Annotated in this window: 16 protein-coding genes; 7 read left to right on the top strand and 9 right to left on the bottom strand. The window is 68.5% G+C overall.

From position 1 onward, the window contains the following. Nucleotides 1-43: 43 nt before the first annotated feature. Nucleotides 44-1,768, top strand: coding sequence for a DEDD exonuclease domain-containing protein (locus ACFLIM_RS00870; protein WP_393160773.1), 1,725 nt, complete (start codon nt 44-46; stop codon nt 1,766-1,768). Between the two features lie 17 nt (nt 1,769-1,785). After that, a complete protein-coding gene (locus ACFLIM_RS00865; protein WP_393160771.1) occupies nt 1,786-2,073 on the top strand; it encodes an Lrp/AsnC family transcriptional regulator in 288 nt (95 codons plus the stop codon). A gap of 233 nt (nt 2,074-2,306) precedes the next feature. Here the strand turns inward: ACFLIM_RS00865 and qcrB are convergent, their stop codons facing one another. The 4 genes from qcrB to ctaE are packed head-to-tail and all read right to left on the bottom strand — an operon-like array spanning nt 2,307 to nt 6,554. Next, the gene (gene qcrB / locus ACFLIM_RS00860; RefSeq protein ID WP_393160769.1) at nt 2,307-3,971 is read right to left on the bottom strand and encodes a cytochrome bc1 complex cytochrome b subunit; all 1,665 of its coding nucleotides are present in this window, start codon (nt 3,969-3,971) and stop codon (nt 2,307-2,309) included. Then, nucleotides 3,968-5,080, bottom strand: coding sequence for a cytochrome bc1 complex Rieske iron-sulfur subunit (gene qcrA, locus ACFLIM_RS00855; protein ID WP_393160768.1), 1,113 nt, complete (start codon nt 5,078-5,080; stop codon nt 3,968-3,970). Before qcrA ends, qcrB begins: the two co-directional genes overlap by 4 nt. Further along, the gene (qcrC, locus tag ACFLIM_RS00850; RefSeq protein ID WP_393160767.1) at nt 5,077-5,886 is read right to left on the bottom strand and encodes a cytochrome bc1 complex diheme cytochrome c subunit; all 810 of its coding nucleotides are present in this window, start codon (nt 5,884-5,886) and stop codon (nt 5,077-5,079) included. Before qcrC ends, qcrA begins: the two co-directional genes overlap by 4 nt. A 14-nt stretch (nt 5,887-5,900) precedes the next feature. Beyond that, nucleotides 5,901-6,554, bottom strand: a complete 654-nt coding sequence (gene ctaE / locus ACFLIM_RS00845) for an aa3-type cytochrome oxidase subunit III (RefSeq protein WP_393160765.1) — start codon at nt 6,552-6,554, stop codon at nt 5,901-5,903. 205 nt (nt 6,555-6,759) lie between these two features. On the opposite strand from ctaE, the gene ACFLIM_RS00840 reads away from it, so the two are divergent. Continuing rightward, a complete protein-coding gene (locus ACFLIM_RS00840) occupies nt 6,760-7,158 on the top strand; it encodes a hypothetical protein (RefSeq protein WP_393161581.1) in 399 nt (132 codons plus the stop codon). A gap of 6 nt (nt 7,159-7,164) precedes the next feature. Next, nucleotides 7,165-8,211, top strand: coding sequence for an anthranilate phosphoribosyltransferase (gene trpD, locus ACFLIM_RS00835; RefSeq protein WP_393160763.1), 1,047 nt, complete (start codon nt 7,165-7,167; stop codon nt 8,209-8,211). An 11-nt stretch (nt 8,212-8,222) separates the two neighbouring features. On the opposite strand, the gene ACFLIM_RS00830 is transcribed toward trpD, so the two are convergent. The 4 genes from ACFLIM_RS00830 to ctaC all read right to left on the bottom strand — a co-directional run bounded on the left by ACFLIM_RS00830 (nt 8,223) and on the right by ctaC (nt 12,472). Beyond that, a complete protein-coding gene (locus ACFLIM_RS00830; protein WP_393160761.1) occupies nt 8,223-9,428 on the bottom strand; it encodes a L,D-transpeptidase in 1,206 nt (401 codons plus the stop codon). 142 nt (nt 9,429-9,570) lie between these two features. Beyond that, complete coding sequence (locus ACFLIM_RS00825) at nt 9,571-9,984, bottom strand: cytochrome c oxidase subunit 4 (protein ID WP_393160759.1); 414 nt, start codon at nt 9,982-9,984, stop codon at nt 9,571-9,573. Beyond that, a complete protein-coding gene (ctaD, locus tag ACFLIM_RS00820; protein ID WP_393160757.1) occupies nt 9,984-11,645 on the bottom strand; it encodes an aa3-type cytochrome oxidase subunit I in 1,662 nt (553 codons plus the stop codon). The genes ACFLIM_RS00825 and ctaD overlap by 1 nt, the downstream gene beginning before the upstream one ends. Further along, nucleotides 11,642-12,472, bottom strand: a complete 831-nt coding sequence (ctaC, locus tag ACFLIM_RS00815) for an aa3-type cytochrome oxidase subunit II (RefSeq protein ID WP_393160755.1) — start codon at nt 12,470-12,472, stop codon at nt 11,642-11,644. Before ctaC ends, ctaD begins: the two co-directional genes overlap by 4 nt. A gap of 143 nt (nt 12,473-12,615) precedes the next feature. On the opposite strand from ctaC, the gene ACFLIM_RS00810 reads away from it, so the two are divergent. From ACFLIM_RS00810 to ACFLIM_RS00800, 3 genes are all read left to right on the top strand, one after another. Then, nucleotides 12,616-13,758 (top strand): cysteine desulfurase family protein, encoded by a 1,143-nt coding sequence (locus tag ACFLIM_RS00810; protein ID WP_393160753.1) that lies wholly within the window; start codon nt 12,616-12,618, stop codon nt 13,756-13,758. After that, nucleotides 13,755-14,000 (top strand): sulfurtransferase TusA family protein, encoded by a 246-nt coding sequence (locus ACFLIM_RS00805; protein ID WP_043638353.1) that lies wholly within the window; start codon nt 13,755-13,757, stop codon nt 13,998-14,000. Before ACFLIM_RS00810 ends, ACFLIM_RS00805 begins: the two co-directional genes overlap by 4 nt. 61 nt (nt 14,001-14,061) lie before the next feature. Beyond that, nucleotides 14,062-14,496 (top strand): CBS domain-containing protein, encoded by a 435-nt coding sequence (locus ACFLIM_RS00800; protein WP_393160751.1) that lies wholly within the window; start codon nt 14,062-14,064, stop codon nt 14,494-14,496. A gap of 61 nt (nt 14,497-14,557) precedes the next feature. Here ACFLIM_RS00800 and ACFLIM_RS00795 read toward each other — a convergent pair whose 3' ends face one another. Continuing rightward, complete coding sequence (locus ACFLIM_RS00795) at nt 14,558-15,544, bottom strand: carbohydrate kinase family protein (protein ID WP_393160749.1); 987 nt, start codon at nt 15,542-15,544, stop codon at nt 14,558-14,560. Between the last annotated feature and the right edge of the window lie 93 nt (nt 15,545-15,637).

Raw genomic sequence — 15,637 nt, 5'->3', positions numbered from 1 at the left:
GGTTATTCGATCCTGTCGGTCGGCCTCTCTATGGTCTTGGTTCGTGGACCCGGTTCAAGGCACTCTCGACGAGCTCGGCACTCCGCTGAGCGACGTCACCTTCGTCGTGTTCGACCTCGAGACGACCGGCGGCGCCCCGGCCGACGACGCCATCACCGAGATCGGCGCGGTCAAGGTGCGGGCGGGCGAGGTGCTCGGCGAGTTCTCCACGCTGGTCGATCCTGGAGGGCCGATCCCGCCGTTCATCTCCGTGCTGACCGGCATCACCGACGCCATGGTGATGGCCGCGCCGCGGATCGAGGCGGTGTTGCCGAGCTTCCTGGAGTTCATCCGCGGCGCCACGCTGGTGGCCCACAACGCGGGCTTCGACACCCGCTTCATCAAGGCCGCCTGCGCCGCCCAGGGCTATCCCCCGCCGGCCAACCCGGTCGTCGACACCGTCGACCTGGCCCGCCGGGTGCTGACCCGCGACGAGACGCCAAACGCCAAGCTGTCCACGCTGGCCAGGTTCTTCCGCAGCCCCACCGAGCCGTGCCACCGCGCCCTGCAGGACGCCAGGGCCACCGTGGACGTGCTGCACGGGCTGATCGAGCGGGCCGGGTCGTTCCAGGTGCACACGCTCGAGGAGCTCAAGTCGTTCGTCCGCGCCCCCACGCCGGAGCAGCAGCGCAAGCGCCACCTGGCCGAGTCCGTCCCGCACGCCCCCGGCGTCTACCTCTTCGAGGACGAGCGCGGCGAGGTCCTCTACATCGGCAAGAGCACCAACCTGCGCAACCGGGTGCGCTCCTACTTCACCGCCGCCGAGACCCGCCCGCGCATCCGCGAGATGATCGGCATCGCCGAGCGGGTGCGTCACATCGTCTGCTCGACCGGCCTGGAGGCGGAGGTCAGGGAGCTGCGCCTGATCGGCGGCGCCAAGCCCCGCTACAACCGCCGCTCCCGCTTTCCCGAGAAGGTCGTGTGGCTCAAGCTCACCGGCGAGCCGTTCCCCCGCCTGTCGATCGTCCGCGATCTCAAAGACGACGGCGCCACCTACCTGGGTCCGTTCAGCAACACCCGGCTGGCCGACGAGGCCCGCATCGCCCTGCACGAGGCGGTCCCGCTGCGCCAGTGCACCCAGCCGATCACGCTGCGCACCCGGCGGGCGGCCTGCGTGCTGCACGAGATGGGCCGCTGCGGCGCGCCGTGCGAGGGCAGGGAGAGCCAGGAGGAATACGCGATCCACGCGGAGAGCGCCCGCCGCGCCATGACGCTCGACGCCTCGCTCGTCTTCACGGCCGTGTCGGCCCGTATGGAGCGGCTGTCGGTGGAGCAGCGCTACGAGGAGGCCTCCATCGACCGTGACCGGCTGGCCTCGTTCGTCCGTACGGCGGCGCGCATGCAGCGGCTGACGGCCATCACGCGCATCCCGCAGCTCGTGGCCGCCAGCCCGGCGTTCGACGGCGGCTGGGACCTCCACGTGGTCCGATACGGGCGGCTCGCGGCGGCCGGGGTCATGCGGCGGGGCACCCACCCGACCCCTTTCGTGGCCTCCCTGACCGCCACCGCCGAGGTCGTCATCCCCGGGCCTGGCCCCGTCCACGCCGCCAGCGCCGAGGAGACCGAGTGCATCCTCCGCTGGCTGGAGTCCCCGGGGGTGCGGCTGGTGGAGGTGGACGGCGAGTGGAGCCTGCCGGCCCGGGGCGCGGGCCGCCACAAGGCCCGCATCGACCTCGCCTACCGGCACCTCGACCAGCGGCGCGGGCGGGAGGGGCGGCCTTTGAGGTGACCCGATAGAGTTGCCGCATGGTCACGGCTATCGTCCACATCAACGCAGAGGTAGACCGGATCCCGGAGGTCGCCCAGACGATCGCCGAGATCGACGGGGTCAGCGAGGTCTACTCCATCACCGGCGAATACGACCTGCTGGCCATGGTCCGGGTGGCCGCCTACGAGGAGATCGCCGAGGTCATTCCCGGGCGGATCAACAAGGTGGCCGGAGTGCTGCACACGGAGACGCACATCGCCTTCCGCACCTACTCCAAGCACGACCTGGACGCGGCCTTCTCCATCGGCTTCCCTGAGGCCGACTGACCCCCTTCCCGCTGACGTTCGGCCCAGCCGTTCTGACGGCGCCACCGGTTCACCCGTGCCGCGCAGAGCGCGTCCGGCACGTGCCGACCGGCCGGTGCCAGGGTCTGGCGCCCGAGCCCGGTCCCGAGCGACACCCGCGCGTCTGAGCACTCCCGGTCGGCCCGCAAGGGCGTCGGACGCCGACGGACCCGGACGGAGTGCTCCGTCCGGGCCCGTGTGCCGTGGCGGCAGGGTCAGTGCGTGAGGCTGCGGTCCTCGTCGCCACCCGAGCCGATGGCGGCGTGCTCCTCCTCGTCGTGCCCGTGCCCATGCCCGTCGTCCAACGGGATCTTCTCCCCGCCGTACGCCTTCGACATGCGCGCGCGCAGCTTGCCGAGCGGCCCGCGCATGCCCTTGGGCGGGATGCCCGCGGCGTCCTCGGCCACCGGCAACATCAGCACCGGCTGCTTGCCGCGCATGTGAGCCTCGATGTCCTCCGCCGCCGGCGTGTGGACCTCGATGAACTCACCGTGCGGCAGCCGCTTGATCACGCCCGACTCCACGCCGTGCGAGATGACCGCCTGGTCGGAGCGTTGCAGGCCGAGGCACATGCGGTAGGTGATCAGGTAGGCCAGCGCCGGAGCCACGATGATCAGCACCCGCCCGCCGATCGTCGTCCAGGTGAGGCTGATGTGGAAGTTCGCCGAGATCTCGTCGTTGGCGCCGAGCAGCCACAACACGCCGTAGAACGTGATTGCCGACATGCCGATCGAGGTCCGGTGCGGGTTGTTGCGCGGCCGGTCGGCCACGTGGTGCTCGCGGTTGTCGCCCGTCACCCAGCGTTCGAGGAACGGATAGAGCGCCAGACCCGTCATGACGATGCCCATCGGCACCAACGCCGGGATGATCACGCTCAGTGGCAGCGTGCCCGCATGGCTCGCGCCGAAGAGGTTGATCTCCCACGCCGGCATGATGCGCAACGCGCCTTCGAGGAAGCCCATGTAGAAGTCGGGCTGCGAACCCGCGGACACGTCGGCGGGCGTGTAGGGGCCGAACAACCAGATCGGGTTGACCTGGGTGAACGTCGCCAGCCCCGCGACCACGGCCAGCGTGAACAGGAAGTACGCCCCCGCCTTGGCCATGAAGGCCGGGTAGAACGGCGCGCCCACCACGTTCTTGTTGTCGCGGCCCTTGCCGGGCATCTGGGTGTGCTTCTGCACCCACATGAGCACCATGTGAGCCGAGATCAGCGCCAGCAGGATGCCCGGGATGAGCAGGATGTGCAGCGAGTAGAACCGGGCGATGACATCCTCACCCGGATATTCCCCGCCGAACAGGAAGAACGTCAGATACGTGCCGATCAGCGGCAGCGAGATCGCCACGCCCTCGGTGATCCGCAGACCGGCGCCGGACAGCAGGTCGTCGGGCAGCGAGTAGCCGGTCAGGCCCTCGGCCAGCGCCAGCGTCAGCAGCAGCACACCGATGATCCAGTTGAGCTCGCGCGGCTTGCGGTAGGCGCCGGTGAAGAACACCCGCAGCATGTGGACCATCATGCCGGCCACGAACATCAGGGCCGCCCAGTGGTGCATCTGCCGGATCAGCAGTCCACCGCGGACGTCGAAGCTGAGCTCCAGCGACGACGCGTAGGCCTCGGACATCATGACGCCCTTGAGCGGCGCGTACGAGCCGTCGTAGGCGATCTCCATCATGCTGGGCCTGAACCAGAACGTCAGGAACGTACCGGTCAGCAGCAGGATGATGAACGAGTAGAGCGCGATCTCACCCAGCAGGAACGACCAGTGGTCCGGGAAGATCTTGCGCAGGTTGCGCTTGAGGAAGTTGGCCCCGCCGAGGCGGTCGTCGAGGAAGCTCGACGGCCCGGCGATGCCCTTGGGAACTGAGTTCAGATCATCACTCATGCCTGGCCTCCCTTCGCCCTGGCCTCGGCCTCGGCGTCACCGCGTTCCCAGTAGCTGGGACCGACCGGCACGTTGAAGTCTCCCTGGGCGATGAGGTATCCGTCCTGGTCGACCGTGATCGGCAGCTGCGGCAGCGGCCGCGCGGCCGGGCCGAAGATGACCTTCGCGCCGTCAGCGGCGTCGAACGTCGACTGGTGGCACGGGCAGAGGATGTGGTGGGTGTTCTGCTCGTAGAGGGCCGCGGGGCAGCCCACGTGGGTGCAGATCTTGGAGTAGGCCACGATGCCGTCGTGCGTCCAGTTCTGCCGGACGCCGCTCTTGATCTCCTCCGGGCGGAACTTGATCAGGATGAGCGTGGCCTTGGCCAGGGCGGTGAGGTCGTGCTGGTAGCCCTCGGGGACCACCGACAGGATGCCGCCCGGCGAGTTGAAGTCGGCGGCGCGGATCGGCTGGCCCGTGCCCTCGACGACGAGCCGCAGCGGCTTGCCCTCCTTGGTCTTCTCACCCCAGACCGTGTGGCGCAGCACTTTGTTGAACTTGGCGCCGGCCATCTTGCTGTTGTCGAGGTCGCGCAGCAGCACCAGCGGCACCAGGCCCAGCGGCGCGGCCGCCAGCAGCAGCGTGCGGCGCAGCAGCTTGCGCTTGACGAACCCGCTCTCGTTGGCGCCCTGGACGAACGTGTCGGCCACGACCTCGCGGTCGTCCTCGGCGGAGGCCATCGGGTGGCGGTCCTGGACCAGGGAGTATTTCGGCATGATCTGGCGGACCCAGATCACGATGCCGACCGCCAGCCCCAGGATCGCCACGGTCAGCGAGGTGCCCAGCGCGAGGTTGGACACCCCGGTCGCCTCGGGGCTGCCGACCTGGAAGACCACGTAGGAGATGATGAACGCGATGGCGGCCAGGAACGTGATCGTGAAGCAGAGGGCCACGATCCGCTCGGCCCTGCGGGCCTTGGACTCGTCCTGCAGCGTGACGCCCGGGACCTCCCGCTCGACGTCCGCCGCTTCCGCGGTGCCGAGCATCGAGGTGCCCGGCGGGGGGGTGCCGATGACGCGCTTGGGTACGCGTTCGTCCGGCTGCTCGATCTCGTGCTCGTTGTCTGTCATGACTTCTGTCGCTTCTTCGCGGTGATCCAGATGGCGGCGAGTGCGAGGGCGCTCAGGCCCACTATCCACGCTACGAGACCTTCGGTGACCGGGCCAATGCGTCCGAGGCCGAAACCTCCCGGGTCCTTCTGCTCGCGGACCTGGGTGATGTAGGCGATCATGCTGCGCTTCTCTTCGGGCGTGATCGTCGTGTCGTTGAAGACCGGCATCGCCTGCGGGCCCGTGACCATCGCCTCGTAGATCTGCTGGGGGGTCGCCTCGTTCAGGTTGGGCGCGTATTTGCCCTGTGTCAACGCGCCGCCGGCGCCGACCCAGTTGTGGCACTGGATGCAGTTGGCGCGGAACAGCTCGCCGCCCTTGCCGGCGTCGCCGAGCTTGGGGTCGACCTGCTCCTGGCCGGGCACCTGCGGGCCGCCGCCGAGCGACTGCACGTAGGCCGCGATCTGCCTGGTCGTCGTCTCGTTGACCCAGTGCGCCGGCGGCTTGCGCGGGGCCTGGGGCCCGGGGTTGGCGGCGGGCATGCGCCCGGTGCTCAGCTGGAAGTCGACGGCCGCGGCGCCGACGCCGACGAGCGTGGGCGCCGTCGCGGTGCCCTGCGCGTTCATGCCGTGGCAGCTCGAGCAGTGCTGTACGAACAGGCTCCTGCCCTCGGCCACGTCATCGACCTTGCCTGCCGCGAGTGCCGCGTCGGCAGGCTTACCCGCCTGGACAAAGGCGGCGTATACCATCCCGACCAGCGCCAACGCCAAAATCAGGACGGCATATCTCGCGAGGGGATGCCGCCGCCAAGCGGTGATCCTAGTCACAGAGATCCCGTTCCTTAACGAATGATGTAGATGGTCGCGAAAAGACCGATCCAGACGACGTCTACGAAGTGCCAGTAGTAGGACACGACGATCGCGCTGGTGGCCTGCTCATGCGTAAAGCGCTTCGCGGCGTACGTGCGTCCCAGCATGAACAGGAACGCGATCAGGCCACCGGTCACGTGCAGGCCATGGAAGCCCGTCGTCAGGTAGAACACCGAGGTGTAGGCGTTAGCGGACAAGGTCGCGCCCTCTGACGCCAGCTCGCCGTACTCGTACAGCTGCCCGCCGACGAAGACGGCGCCCATGAGGAAGCTGATGATGTACCAGAAGCGGAGCTTGCCGACCTGCCCCTTCTCCGCGGCCCACACGCCGAGCTGGCACGTCACACTCGACAGCACCAGGATGATCGTGTTGACCGTCGCGAACGGGATGTTCAGGTGAGCGCCTTCTGCGGCATGCGTGCCCAGAGGAAGGAGCGCGGGGGCCCACTCGAGGCCTTTGCCCTCGCTCACCGACCGGATGGTGAAGTACATCGCGAACAGCGCCGCGAAGAACATGAGCTCAGAGGACAGCCAGACGATCGTACCGACGCTGACCAGATTGGGTCTGCGGTACGACGATGCTGCCGTCGTCGAAGTTATTGCGGATGCTGTCGCCACGGGCAGCATTATTGCGGTTCCGGTGGTCGGTCCGGCGCACGCCCCCCCGTTAGCAGGTACAAACCACCAACCAACCTGGGAGAATCAGCATAAAACCCCCGCAGAACCGGCCCACCCGCCGGGCGGCCTGGGATTGCATGCCACGGCAACGGTACGATCCAGGGTGACCATACCGCTACGACCGATAGTGAGCACGACCGTGACCGACGACACGATGAGGGTCCTCGTCTACAGCGACGACGCCGCCACCAGGGCCGAGGTGAGCCAGGCCATCGGCAGGCGCCCCGCGGCCGACGTGCCCCTCGTGGAGATCGTGGAGTGCGCCACCGAGCCCAAGGTCCACCAGTGGCTGGGCTCGGGCGAGATCGACGTGGCCGTCCTCGACGGCGAGACCCAGCCCGCGGGCGGCATGGGCGTCTCGCGCCAGGCCAAGGACGAGGTCTACGACTGCCCGCCCATCTGCCTGATCATCGCCAGGCGCGACGACCGCTGGCTGGCCGACTGGTCCAAGGCCGACGCCGTCGTGCCGCAGCCCTTGGAGCCCATGGTCCTGGCCGACACGGTGGCCGACCTGATGCGCCGCCGTTCCTCCACCCGACTCAACGCCAAGTAGGTGCCCATGGACTCCCGCACGACGTGGCCCACCCTGCTGACCGCTCTCCTGTCCGGAGAGCACCTCACCTCCGACGAGACGGCCTGGGCGATGCGGGAGATCATGTCCGGCGCCGCGACGTCCGCGCAGATCGCCGGCTTCGCGATCGCCCTGCGCGCCAAGGGCGAGACGGTGGCCGAGGTGGTGGGCCTGGCCCGCACCATGCTGGACCTGGCCACGCCGCTGAGCGTGGAGGGGCCCGTGGTCGACATCGTCGGCACCGGCGGCGACCGTGCCCACACCGTCAACGTCTCGACGATGGCCGCCATCGTGGCCGCCGCAGCGGGCGCCCGGGTGGTCAAGCACGGCAACCGCGCGGCCTCGTCCTCGTGCGGCGCCGCCGACGTCCTGGAGCACCTGGGGATCCGGCTGGACCTCACGCCCGAGCAGACGGCGCGGGTGGCGCGCGAGGCGGGCATCGCGTTCTGCTTCGCCCCGGTCTACCACCCCGCGCTGCGCTTCGCCGGGCCGCCGCGTAAGGAGATCGGCGTACCCACGGTGTTCAACTTCCTGGGCCCGCTCACCAACCCGGCCCGCCCGGCGGCCCAGGCCATCGGCGTCTTCGACGCCGGCATGCTGCCCGTGCTCGCGGGCGTCTTCGCCGAGCGCGGGGTGTCCGCCCTGGTGTTCCGCGGTGACGACGGCCTCGACGAGCTGACCATCGCCGGCACCTCGACGGTCTGGGTGGTCAAGGACGGCACGGCGACGCAGACGAGCTTCGACCCGAAGGTCCTCGGTATCCCGCGCGCCGACGTGGGCGCGCTGCGGGGCGGGGACGTGGCGTTCAACTCGCAGGCCGTGCACGACCTGGTGCGCGGCAAGACCGGCCCGGTGCGCGACGCCGTGCTGCTCAACGCCGCCGCGGCCCTGGTGTCGCTCGACGGCCCGGGTGACAACCTCGACTCGGCGATGACCGACGGCTACGCCCGCGCGGTCCAGGCGGTGGACTCCGGTGCCGCGGCCGCCACCCTCGACCGCTGGGTGGCGGCCAGCGGCTCCTACCGCCCCGCCTGATGTGATCACTGTTACGACAGCATCATCGTCGGGCCGTCCTTCAGCACGCTCCACTTGAGCCACTGCTTCCAGTTCTCCTGCCAGTGCCCCCAGCCGTTCGTGGGCTCCAGCTTGCGCGGGCCCCCGGTGAGGATGATCGGGTCCCCGATGAGCGTGTTCTTGATGAACCAGGCGGCGTTGTCGGGGCTGATGTTCACGCATCCGTGGCTGACGTTCGAGTTACCCTGCGAGCCCACCGACCAGGGCGCGCTGTGCACGTACTCGCCGCTGTTGGAGATGCGCACGGTGTTGTAGACCATGAGCGAGTAGTAGCCGGACTGGCCTGGGCCGATCCCCGGTGAGGTCATGAGCGTGGACGGCTCGCGGGACATCGCCACGTGGATGCCCGAGGTGGTGTGGTACTTCCACACGCCGCCCTGGCCGGCGCTCATCGGCATCTCGCGGATCTTCTTGCCGTCCCGCCGCACGTAGAGCACGTGCTCGTTGAGGCTGCCCTTGGTGATCTGCGAGCGGCCGATCTTGAAGTCGAGCTTGACGTCGCGCTTGCCGTACAGGCCCGGTCCCCCGCGTACGCCGGCCAGCCGCGCCTCCACTTGCACCTTCGTCCGCGGCGGCCAGTACCTTCGCGGCCGGAAGTCCACGTGGCTGTTGTCGAACCAGTGCCAGGCCCCCTCCACCGGCTTGGAGCTGTGGATGGACAGGTTGCGCTCGACGGCCACCCGGTCGGTGACCGGCTTGTCGAAGGCGATCAGGACCGGCATGCCGACGCCGACGGTGAGCCCGGTGTCGTCCTTGTTCGGGGTGATCGTCTGGATGTCGAACGTCTTGGTGCCCTTGACCGTCGCGAACGTGCTGGTGGTCTCGCTCTGCTTGCCCGCGGGGTTCACGGCGACCGCGGTGACCGTGTAGGAGGTGCTGGGCCGGGCGGTGGTGGTGCTGCGCCAGCGGGTGCCGTCGGCGCTCAGGACCCCGTTCAGGGCGCCGGACTTGCCGCCTTCCACCCGTACGCTCTTGAGCGTGCCTCCCTGGGCCGACACGACCACGGCCTGGTCCGTGGGCACGTTCGCGGCCTTGTCGGGCGGAGAGACCGCCACAGCCGCCGCCCGCGCCCCTCCTGCCATGGCGACCCCTTCGGGATTCTGGGCCGGGCCCGCCGAGCACGCCGTCAGCAGCGCCAAGGCCAGCAGGCCGGACGATCCATACGCTACGCGCCCCACGAGTGACTCCCTCGTCCAAGATCGAACCGCTTCTGCCTCCTTTATTACCCTGCGTGATTGATTCACCACATCCGTGCACTGGTAAAGAACACCAAAAAGCGGGCGTCCTCCCCCAAGGGAGGGCACCCGCTTCGGCAGAACCTCAGTGCGAGAAGTTGCCCCGGTAGTACTGGAACACGAACCCGATCATGGCCATGATGATCAGGAAGACGCCGATCAGGAACATCCAGAAGCCGATCACGAACCCGGCGAAGGCGAAGGCCGCCGCCAGGCACAGGAACAGCGGCCACCAGCTGCTCGGGCTGAAGAACCCGATCTCGCCCGCGCCGTCGCTGATCTCGGCCTGCTTGTTGTCCTCCGGCTGCGCGCCGATGCGGCGCGCGGTGAACATCAGGTAGTAGCCCACCATGAACGCGAACCCGACCGAGATGGCCATGGCCGTGGTGCCGACCGGCTCACCGTGGCCCGTCTCCGCCTTGGTCCAGAACCAGTAGGCGATGTCGACACCGGCGAAGAACACGCCGCACAGCAGGAACAGCCAACCCTGGACCTTCATCAGGCCTCGACCTCCTGGGCGGACTTGGCGGACACGTGCGGATAGTGCAGGTCGAACGCGGGACGCTCGGACCTGATGCGCGGCAGTGAGGTGAAGTTGTGCCGCGGCGGCGGGCAGGAGGTCGCCCATTCGAGCGAGCCGCCGTAGCCCCAGGGGTCGTCGACGGTGACCTTGGGCGCGCTGCGCCAGGTCTTCCAGACGTTGTAGAAGAACGGCAGGGTCGAGGCGCCCAGGATGAACGCGCCCACCGACGAGATCAGGTTGAGGTCGGTGAAGCCGTCGGCCGGGCTGTAGTCGGCGTAGCGGCGCGGGAAGCCGAGCATGCCCAGCCAGTGCTGGATCAGGAACGTGGTGTGGAACCCGATGAACAGCAGCCAGAAGTGCACCTTGCCCAGCCGGTCGTCGAGCATCCTGCCGGTGAACTTGGGCCACCAGAAGTAGAAGCCGGAGAACATGGCGAACACGACGGTGCCGAACACCACGTAGTGGAAGTGCGCGACGACGAAGTAGGTGTCGCTGATGTGGAAGTCCAGCGGCGGCGAGGCCAGGATGACGCCCGTCAGGCCGCCCAGCAGGAACGTGATGAGGAAGCCGATCGCGAACAACATCGGCGTCTCGAAGCTCAGATGCCCGCGCCACATCGTGCCGATCCAGTTGAAGAACTTCACGCCCGTCGGCACCGCGATGAGGAACGTCATGAACGAGAAGAAGGGCAACAACACCTGCCCGGTCGGGAACATGTGGTGCGCCCAGACCGTGATGGACAGGCCGGCGATCGAGATCGTCGCGGCCACCAGGCTGATGTAACCGAAGATCGGCTTACGGCTGAAGACCGGCAGGACCTCGGTCACGATGCCGAAGAACGGCAACGCGATGATGTAGACCTCGGGATGGCCGAAGAACCAGAACAGATGTTGCCACAACAACGCCCCGCCGTTTTCAGGGGCGAAGATGTGGGTGCCCAGCTTGCGGTCGGCCTCCAGGGCCAGCAGCGCGGCGGCCAGCACGGGGAACGCCATCAGCACGAGCATGCTGGTCAGCAGGATGTTCCAGGTGAAGATCGGCATCCGGAACATCGTCATGCCGGGTGCCCGCATGCAGATGATCGTGGTGATGAAGTTGACCGAGCCGAGGATCGTGCCCAGGCCGGACAGGGCCAGGCCCATGATCCACAGGTCGCTGCCGATGCCGGGCGAGTTGATCGCGCTGGACAGCGGCGTGTAGGCGAACCAGCCGAACGACGCCGCGCCGCCCGGGGTGAGGAAGCCCGACACGGCGATGATGCTGCCGAACAGGTAGAGCCAGTAGCTCACCATGTTGAGGCGCGGGAAGGCCACGTCGGGGGCGCCGATCTGCAGCGGCATCAGCTCGTTGGCGAAGCCGGCGAACAGCGGCGTCGCGAACATCAGCAGCATGATCGTGCCGTGCATGGTGAATAGCTGGTTGAACTGCTCGTTGCTGGTGAACTGCATGCCCGGCTGCGCGAGCTCGGCCCGCATGATCAGCGCCATGACGCCGCCGACCAGGAAGAAGGCGAACGAGGTGATCAGGTAAAGGTGCCCGATGATCTTGTGATCAGTGGAGGACAGCCACTTGGCGATCACCTGGCCCTTGGTGACGGGCCTGGCGGGCGCGCGGAGTGGTTCTTGAATGGCGGTCACTGGGCACTCCCAGCCTGGTGGGTCGCGATGTACTGGTCGAACTCAGCCTGTGGAACGAGCTTCACCGAGAACAACATCCGGCTGTGGTCGACACCGCACAGCTCGGCGCACCGGCCGGCGAAGACGCCTGTCCTGTTGAGCGTCGTGATCTCGAACTTGCGGCCCGGGTTGTCCTCCGCGATGCCGGGGATGACGTCACGCTTGAAGAGGAACTCCGGCACCCAGAACGAGTGGATGACGTCGTCGCTCGACAGGTCGAACTCGATCTTCGTGTTGACCGGCAGGACGAGCTGGGGACCCTGGTGGAAGTCGTGCACCGGCACGCCCGCCACCGGCGCCGTCGGCTTGCCGTTGACGGTGGTGGTGAAGCGCCAGCTCCACTGGAACGCCTCGACCTTGACCTTGACGGGCGCGTTGCCGTCCACCCGGGTGAGCGTCTCGCTGTCGCGGGCGGTGAAGAAGAAGAACACCGACACCATGACCAGCGGGATCAAGGTGTAGAGCATCTCGATCGGCAGGTTGTAACGCACCTGCGGCGGGAGCTCGGCCCTGGCCTTGCGCTTGCGGTGGAAGATGGCCGCCCAGATGATCAGGACGATGACGACGGCACCCGTGGCGAGTGCGGCGATCCAGGCCCCGTTCCACAGGCTCTGCACCACGTCGCCCTGCTGGGTGACGTGGTCGGGAAGAAGGCCCCGAGACCACTTGGCCGGGGGAATGTCATTAGCACACGCCGTAGCAGTGGCCAGCAGCAACGCCAAAGCGGCGGCGCGTGGCACCCTGCGCCGGGCCAACGAACGCCGCGTCGTACGGCGAGTCGGACTCACGGATCGCCTACCCCACAGATGAAGCCCAAGAGTCTCTCCCTTGGGCGCTCGTATTTCCAGATGTCACAGCTGATTGCAGACACATTAGCGTGCAGGTGCCTCGCCCTACCGCGCGACCCCTCGATGGCCCCGCAAGTGGGACGATGGGTCTCGTGGCGTATTTCGACACGGCTTCGAGCGAGCCGCTCCACCCTCAGGCACGCGAGGCGCTGCTGGCGGCGATCGACGTCGGCTGGGCCGACCCCGCGAGACTCTACGGCCAGGCCCGCCGCGCGCACCTGCTGCTCGAACAGGCCCGCACGGAAGTGGCCGAGGCGCTCGGCGCGCGGCCCGACGAGGTGTCCTTCACCTCCTCCGGCACGCAGGCCGTGCATCTCGGCGTGCTCGGCACCCTACACGGCAGGCGCAGGATCGGGCGCCATCTGGTCACCAGCGCGGTCGAGCACTCCAGCGTGCTGCACGCGGCCGGCGTGCACGAACGCGACGGCGGCTCCGTGGAGACCGTGGGCGTCGGGCTGACCGGGCGGGTCGACCTGGACCGGTTCGCCGAGGCGGTCACCCGTCCCGGCACCGCGCTGGCCTGCCTGCAGACGGCCAACCACGAGGTCGGCACCCTGCAGCCGGTGGCGGAGGCCGCCGCGGCGTGCCGGGCGCAGGGCGTACCACTGCTGGTGGACGCGGCGCAGACGGCGGGCCGGATGCCGATACCGCCCGGCTGGTCGGTGCTGGCGGCCAGCGCCCACAAGTGGGGCGGCCCCGCCGGCGTGGGGGTGCTGGCGGTGCGCAAGGGGACGCGGTTCCGCTCGTTCCTGCCGGAGGACGAGCGGGAGCGGCGGCGGGTGCCGGGGTTCGAGAACGTACCGGGCATCGTGGCCGCGGCGGCGGCCCTGCGCGCGATGGCCGCGGAGGCGGCGCAGGAGCAGGCCAGGCTCTCCGAGCTCGTCGGCAGGATCAGGGAGACGGTGCCGAAGATCGTCCCCGACGTGGAGGTGATCGGCGAACCCGTCGACCGGGCGCCGCACATCGTGACCTTTTCGTGCCTGTACGTCGACGGCGAGGCGCTGCTGACCGAGCTGGACAAGGCGGGATTCGCCGTATCGTCCGGAAGTTCGTGCACCGCTAGTACGCTTCGTCCATCGCACGTTCTTGAAGCGATGGGCGTGCTGACGCATGGGAATGTCCGGGTGTCGCTGCCCAGGGGCACGTCCGCGGCCGAGGTCGACAGGTTCCTCGCCGTGCTGCCCGAGCTGGTGCGCCGCATTCGGCAGGACGCAGGAGTCGCATGACCGAGGTTACCCAGCCGGCTTTGACGATCGACGCGCTCGGGAAGAAGTGCCCGATCCCGATTATCATGCTCGCCGAACAGATCAACTACGTCCCGCTGAACGCCGTGGTGGCCGTGCTGGCCGACGACCCGGCGGCGTATACGGACGTTCCGGCATGGTGCAGGCTGAAGTCGCATCGGCACGTCGGCTCGTACGAGCTGCCCGAGGGCGGCTGGGCGATCCACGTCAGGCGCAACTACTGATTTTTCCGCACAACGTGGGTAGGGACCTCCCGGACGAGTCACCGACTTCCGGGGGAGAGCCATGACCAGCGGACATCCGCACGAGACCGCCCGTGACCTGATGACCGCGGGCGCGGAGTGCATCGACGCGCACGAGACGCTCGACCGGGCGGCGCAGATGATGCGCAACAACGACGTGGGTGCGCTGCCGGTGTGCGGGCCCGGCGACCGCGTGACGGGCATCATCACCGACCGCGACATCGTGGTGAAGTGCGTGGCGGCAGGGCACGACCCGGCGAAGCTGACAGCGGGCGAGCTGGCGACCGGCCTGGTCTGGGTCTCGGCGGACGCGACCGTGGAGGAAGCGCTGGCGCGGATGGAGGAGAACCAGATCAAGCGGCTGCCGGTAATGGACGACGGCCGCATCGTGGGCATGATCAGCGAGGCGGACCTGGCCAAGCACCTGCCGGACGATCAGCTCGTCGAGTTCGTGCACCGCGTATACGCCAGGGGCTGAACGCTTTTCGGCGGGTGAGGCGCCCCGCCACGTGTGGTGGCGGGGCCTCGTCCAGGTCGCGTCAGGGGTGGTAGCAGCGGACGTGGGCGGAGATCTCCGCGGCCGCGCCGGCGCCGTAGGCGGCGGTGAACCGCTCGAGGAAGCCCTGCTGGCCGAGCTGGTATTCCTGGCCGCCGACGCGTTCGAGCACATGGGTGGCGGTCAGGTTGCCGAGCTGACCGCAGCGCTCCAGCGGCAGGTCCCAGGACAGCCCGGACAGGAATCCGGCGCGGAAGGCGTCGCCGACGCCGGTGGGGTCGGCCTTGCCGAGCTCGGGGGCGGGGGCGACCTGGATGGACGGCTCGCCCTCGCGGTCGATGACGGCGCCCTTGGGACCGAGCGTGGTGATCCGGACGCCGACCCGGCCCAGGATCTCCTCGGCGGACCAGCCGGTCTTCTGCTCGATGAGCCCCTTCTCGTAGTCGTTGGAGAACAGGTAGGCGGCACCGTCGACGAGCTGGCGGATGTCCTCGTCGGCCATGCGCGCGAGCTGCTGGGAGATGTCCGCGGCGAACGGGATGCCGCGCTGGCGGCACTCCTCGGTGTGGCGCAGCATGGCGTCGGGGTCGTTGGGGCTGATCAGCACCAGGTCGAGGCCGCCGATGCGGTCGGCGACGGGCTGCAACTCGATCAGCCGGGCCTCGGCCATGGCGCCGGTGTAGAACGACGCGATCTGGTTGTGGTGCTCGTCGGTGGTGCACAGGAAACGCGCGGTGTGCTGGGTCTCCGAGATGTGCACGGACCCGCAGTCGACGCCGTGCCGCTCCAGCCACGACCGATAGTCGGCGAAGTCGTTTCCGACGGCCCCCACGAGGATCGGCTCGAGGCCGAGACAGCCCATGCCGAAGGCGATGTTCGCGGCGCAACCACCGCGGCGGATCTGAAGGTCATCGACCAGGAACGAGAGCGACACCCGGTCGAGCTGCTCGGCGATGAGCTGATCGCCGAAGCTTCCTGGGAAGGTCATCAGGTGGTCTGTCGCGATGGAGCCGGTGACGGCGATGCGCACGGGATTCTTCTTCCTCGTTGTCAGCAAGCCAATGGGCCCAACGAGAATACGCGAAGGTCCCGCACGCACAAAGGCGGGCGGGACCTGCGGCCA

The organism is Nonomuraea marmarensis (assembly GCF_043197025.1).
Classification (GTDB): domain Bacteria; phylum Actinomycetota; class Actinomycetes; order Streptosporangiales; family Streptosporangiaceae; genus Nonomuraea; species Nonomuraea marmarensis.
This window is presented reverse-complemented; position numbering and strand designations above follow the sequence as displayed.

Excerpts from the sequence above, each read along its gene's own strand:
- ACFLIM_RS00865 (WP_393160771.1), top strand. The coding sequence starts at position 1,786 with ATGGTCACGGCTATCGTCCACATCAACGCAGAGGTAGACCGGATCCCG.
- qcrB (WP_393160769.1), bottom strand. The coding sequence starts at position 3,971 with ATGAGTGATGATCTGAACTCAGTTCCCAAGGGCATCGCCGGGCCGTCG.
- qcrA (WP_393160768.1), bottom strand. The coding sequence starts at position 5,080 with ATGACAGACAACGAGCACGAGATCGAGCAGCCGGACGAACGCGTACCC.
- ctaE (WP_393160765.1), bottom strand. The coding sequence starts at position 6,554 with ATGCTGCCCGTGGCGACAGCATCCGCAATAACTTCGACGACGGCAGCA.
- ACFLIM_RS00840 (WP_393161581.1), top strand. The coding sequence starts at position 6,760 with ATGAGGGTCCTCGTCTACAGCGACGACGCCGCCACCAGGGCCGAGGTG.
- trpD (WP_393160763.1), top strand. The coding sequence starts at position 7,165 with ATGGACTCCCGCACGACGTGGCCCACCCTGCTGACCGCTCTCCTGTCC.
- ACFLIM_RS00825 (WP_393160759.1), bottom strand. The coding sequence starts at position 9,984 with ATGAAGGTCCAGGGTTGGCTGTTCCTGCTGTGCGGCGTGTTCTTCGCC.
- ACFLIM_RS00810 (WP_393160753.1), top strand. The coding sequence starts at position 12,616 with ATGGGTCTCGTGGCGTATTTCGACACGGCTTCGAGCGAGCCGCTCCAC.
- ACFLIM_RS00805 (WP_043638353.1), top strand. The coding sequence starts at position 13,755 with ATGACCGAGGTTACCCAGCCGGCTTTGACGATCGACGCGCTCGGGAAG.
- ACFLIM_RS00800 (WP_393160751.1), top strand. The coding sequence starts at position 14,062 with ATGACCAGCGGACATCCGCACGAGACCGCCCGTGACCTGATGACCGCG.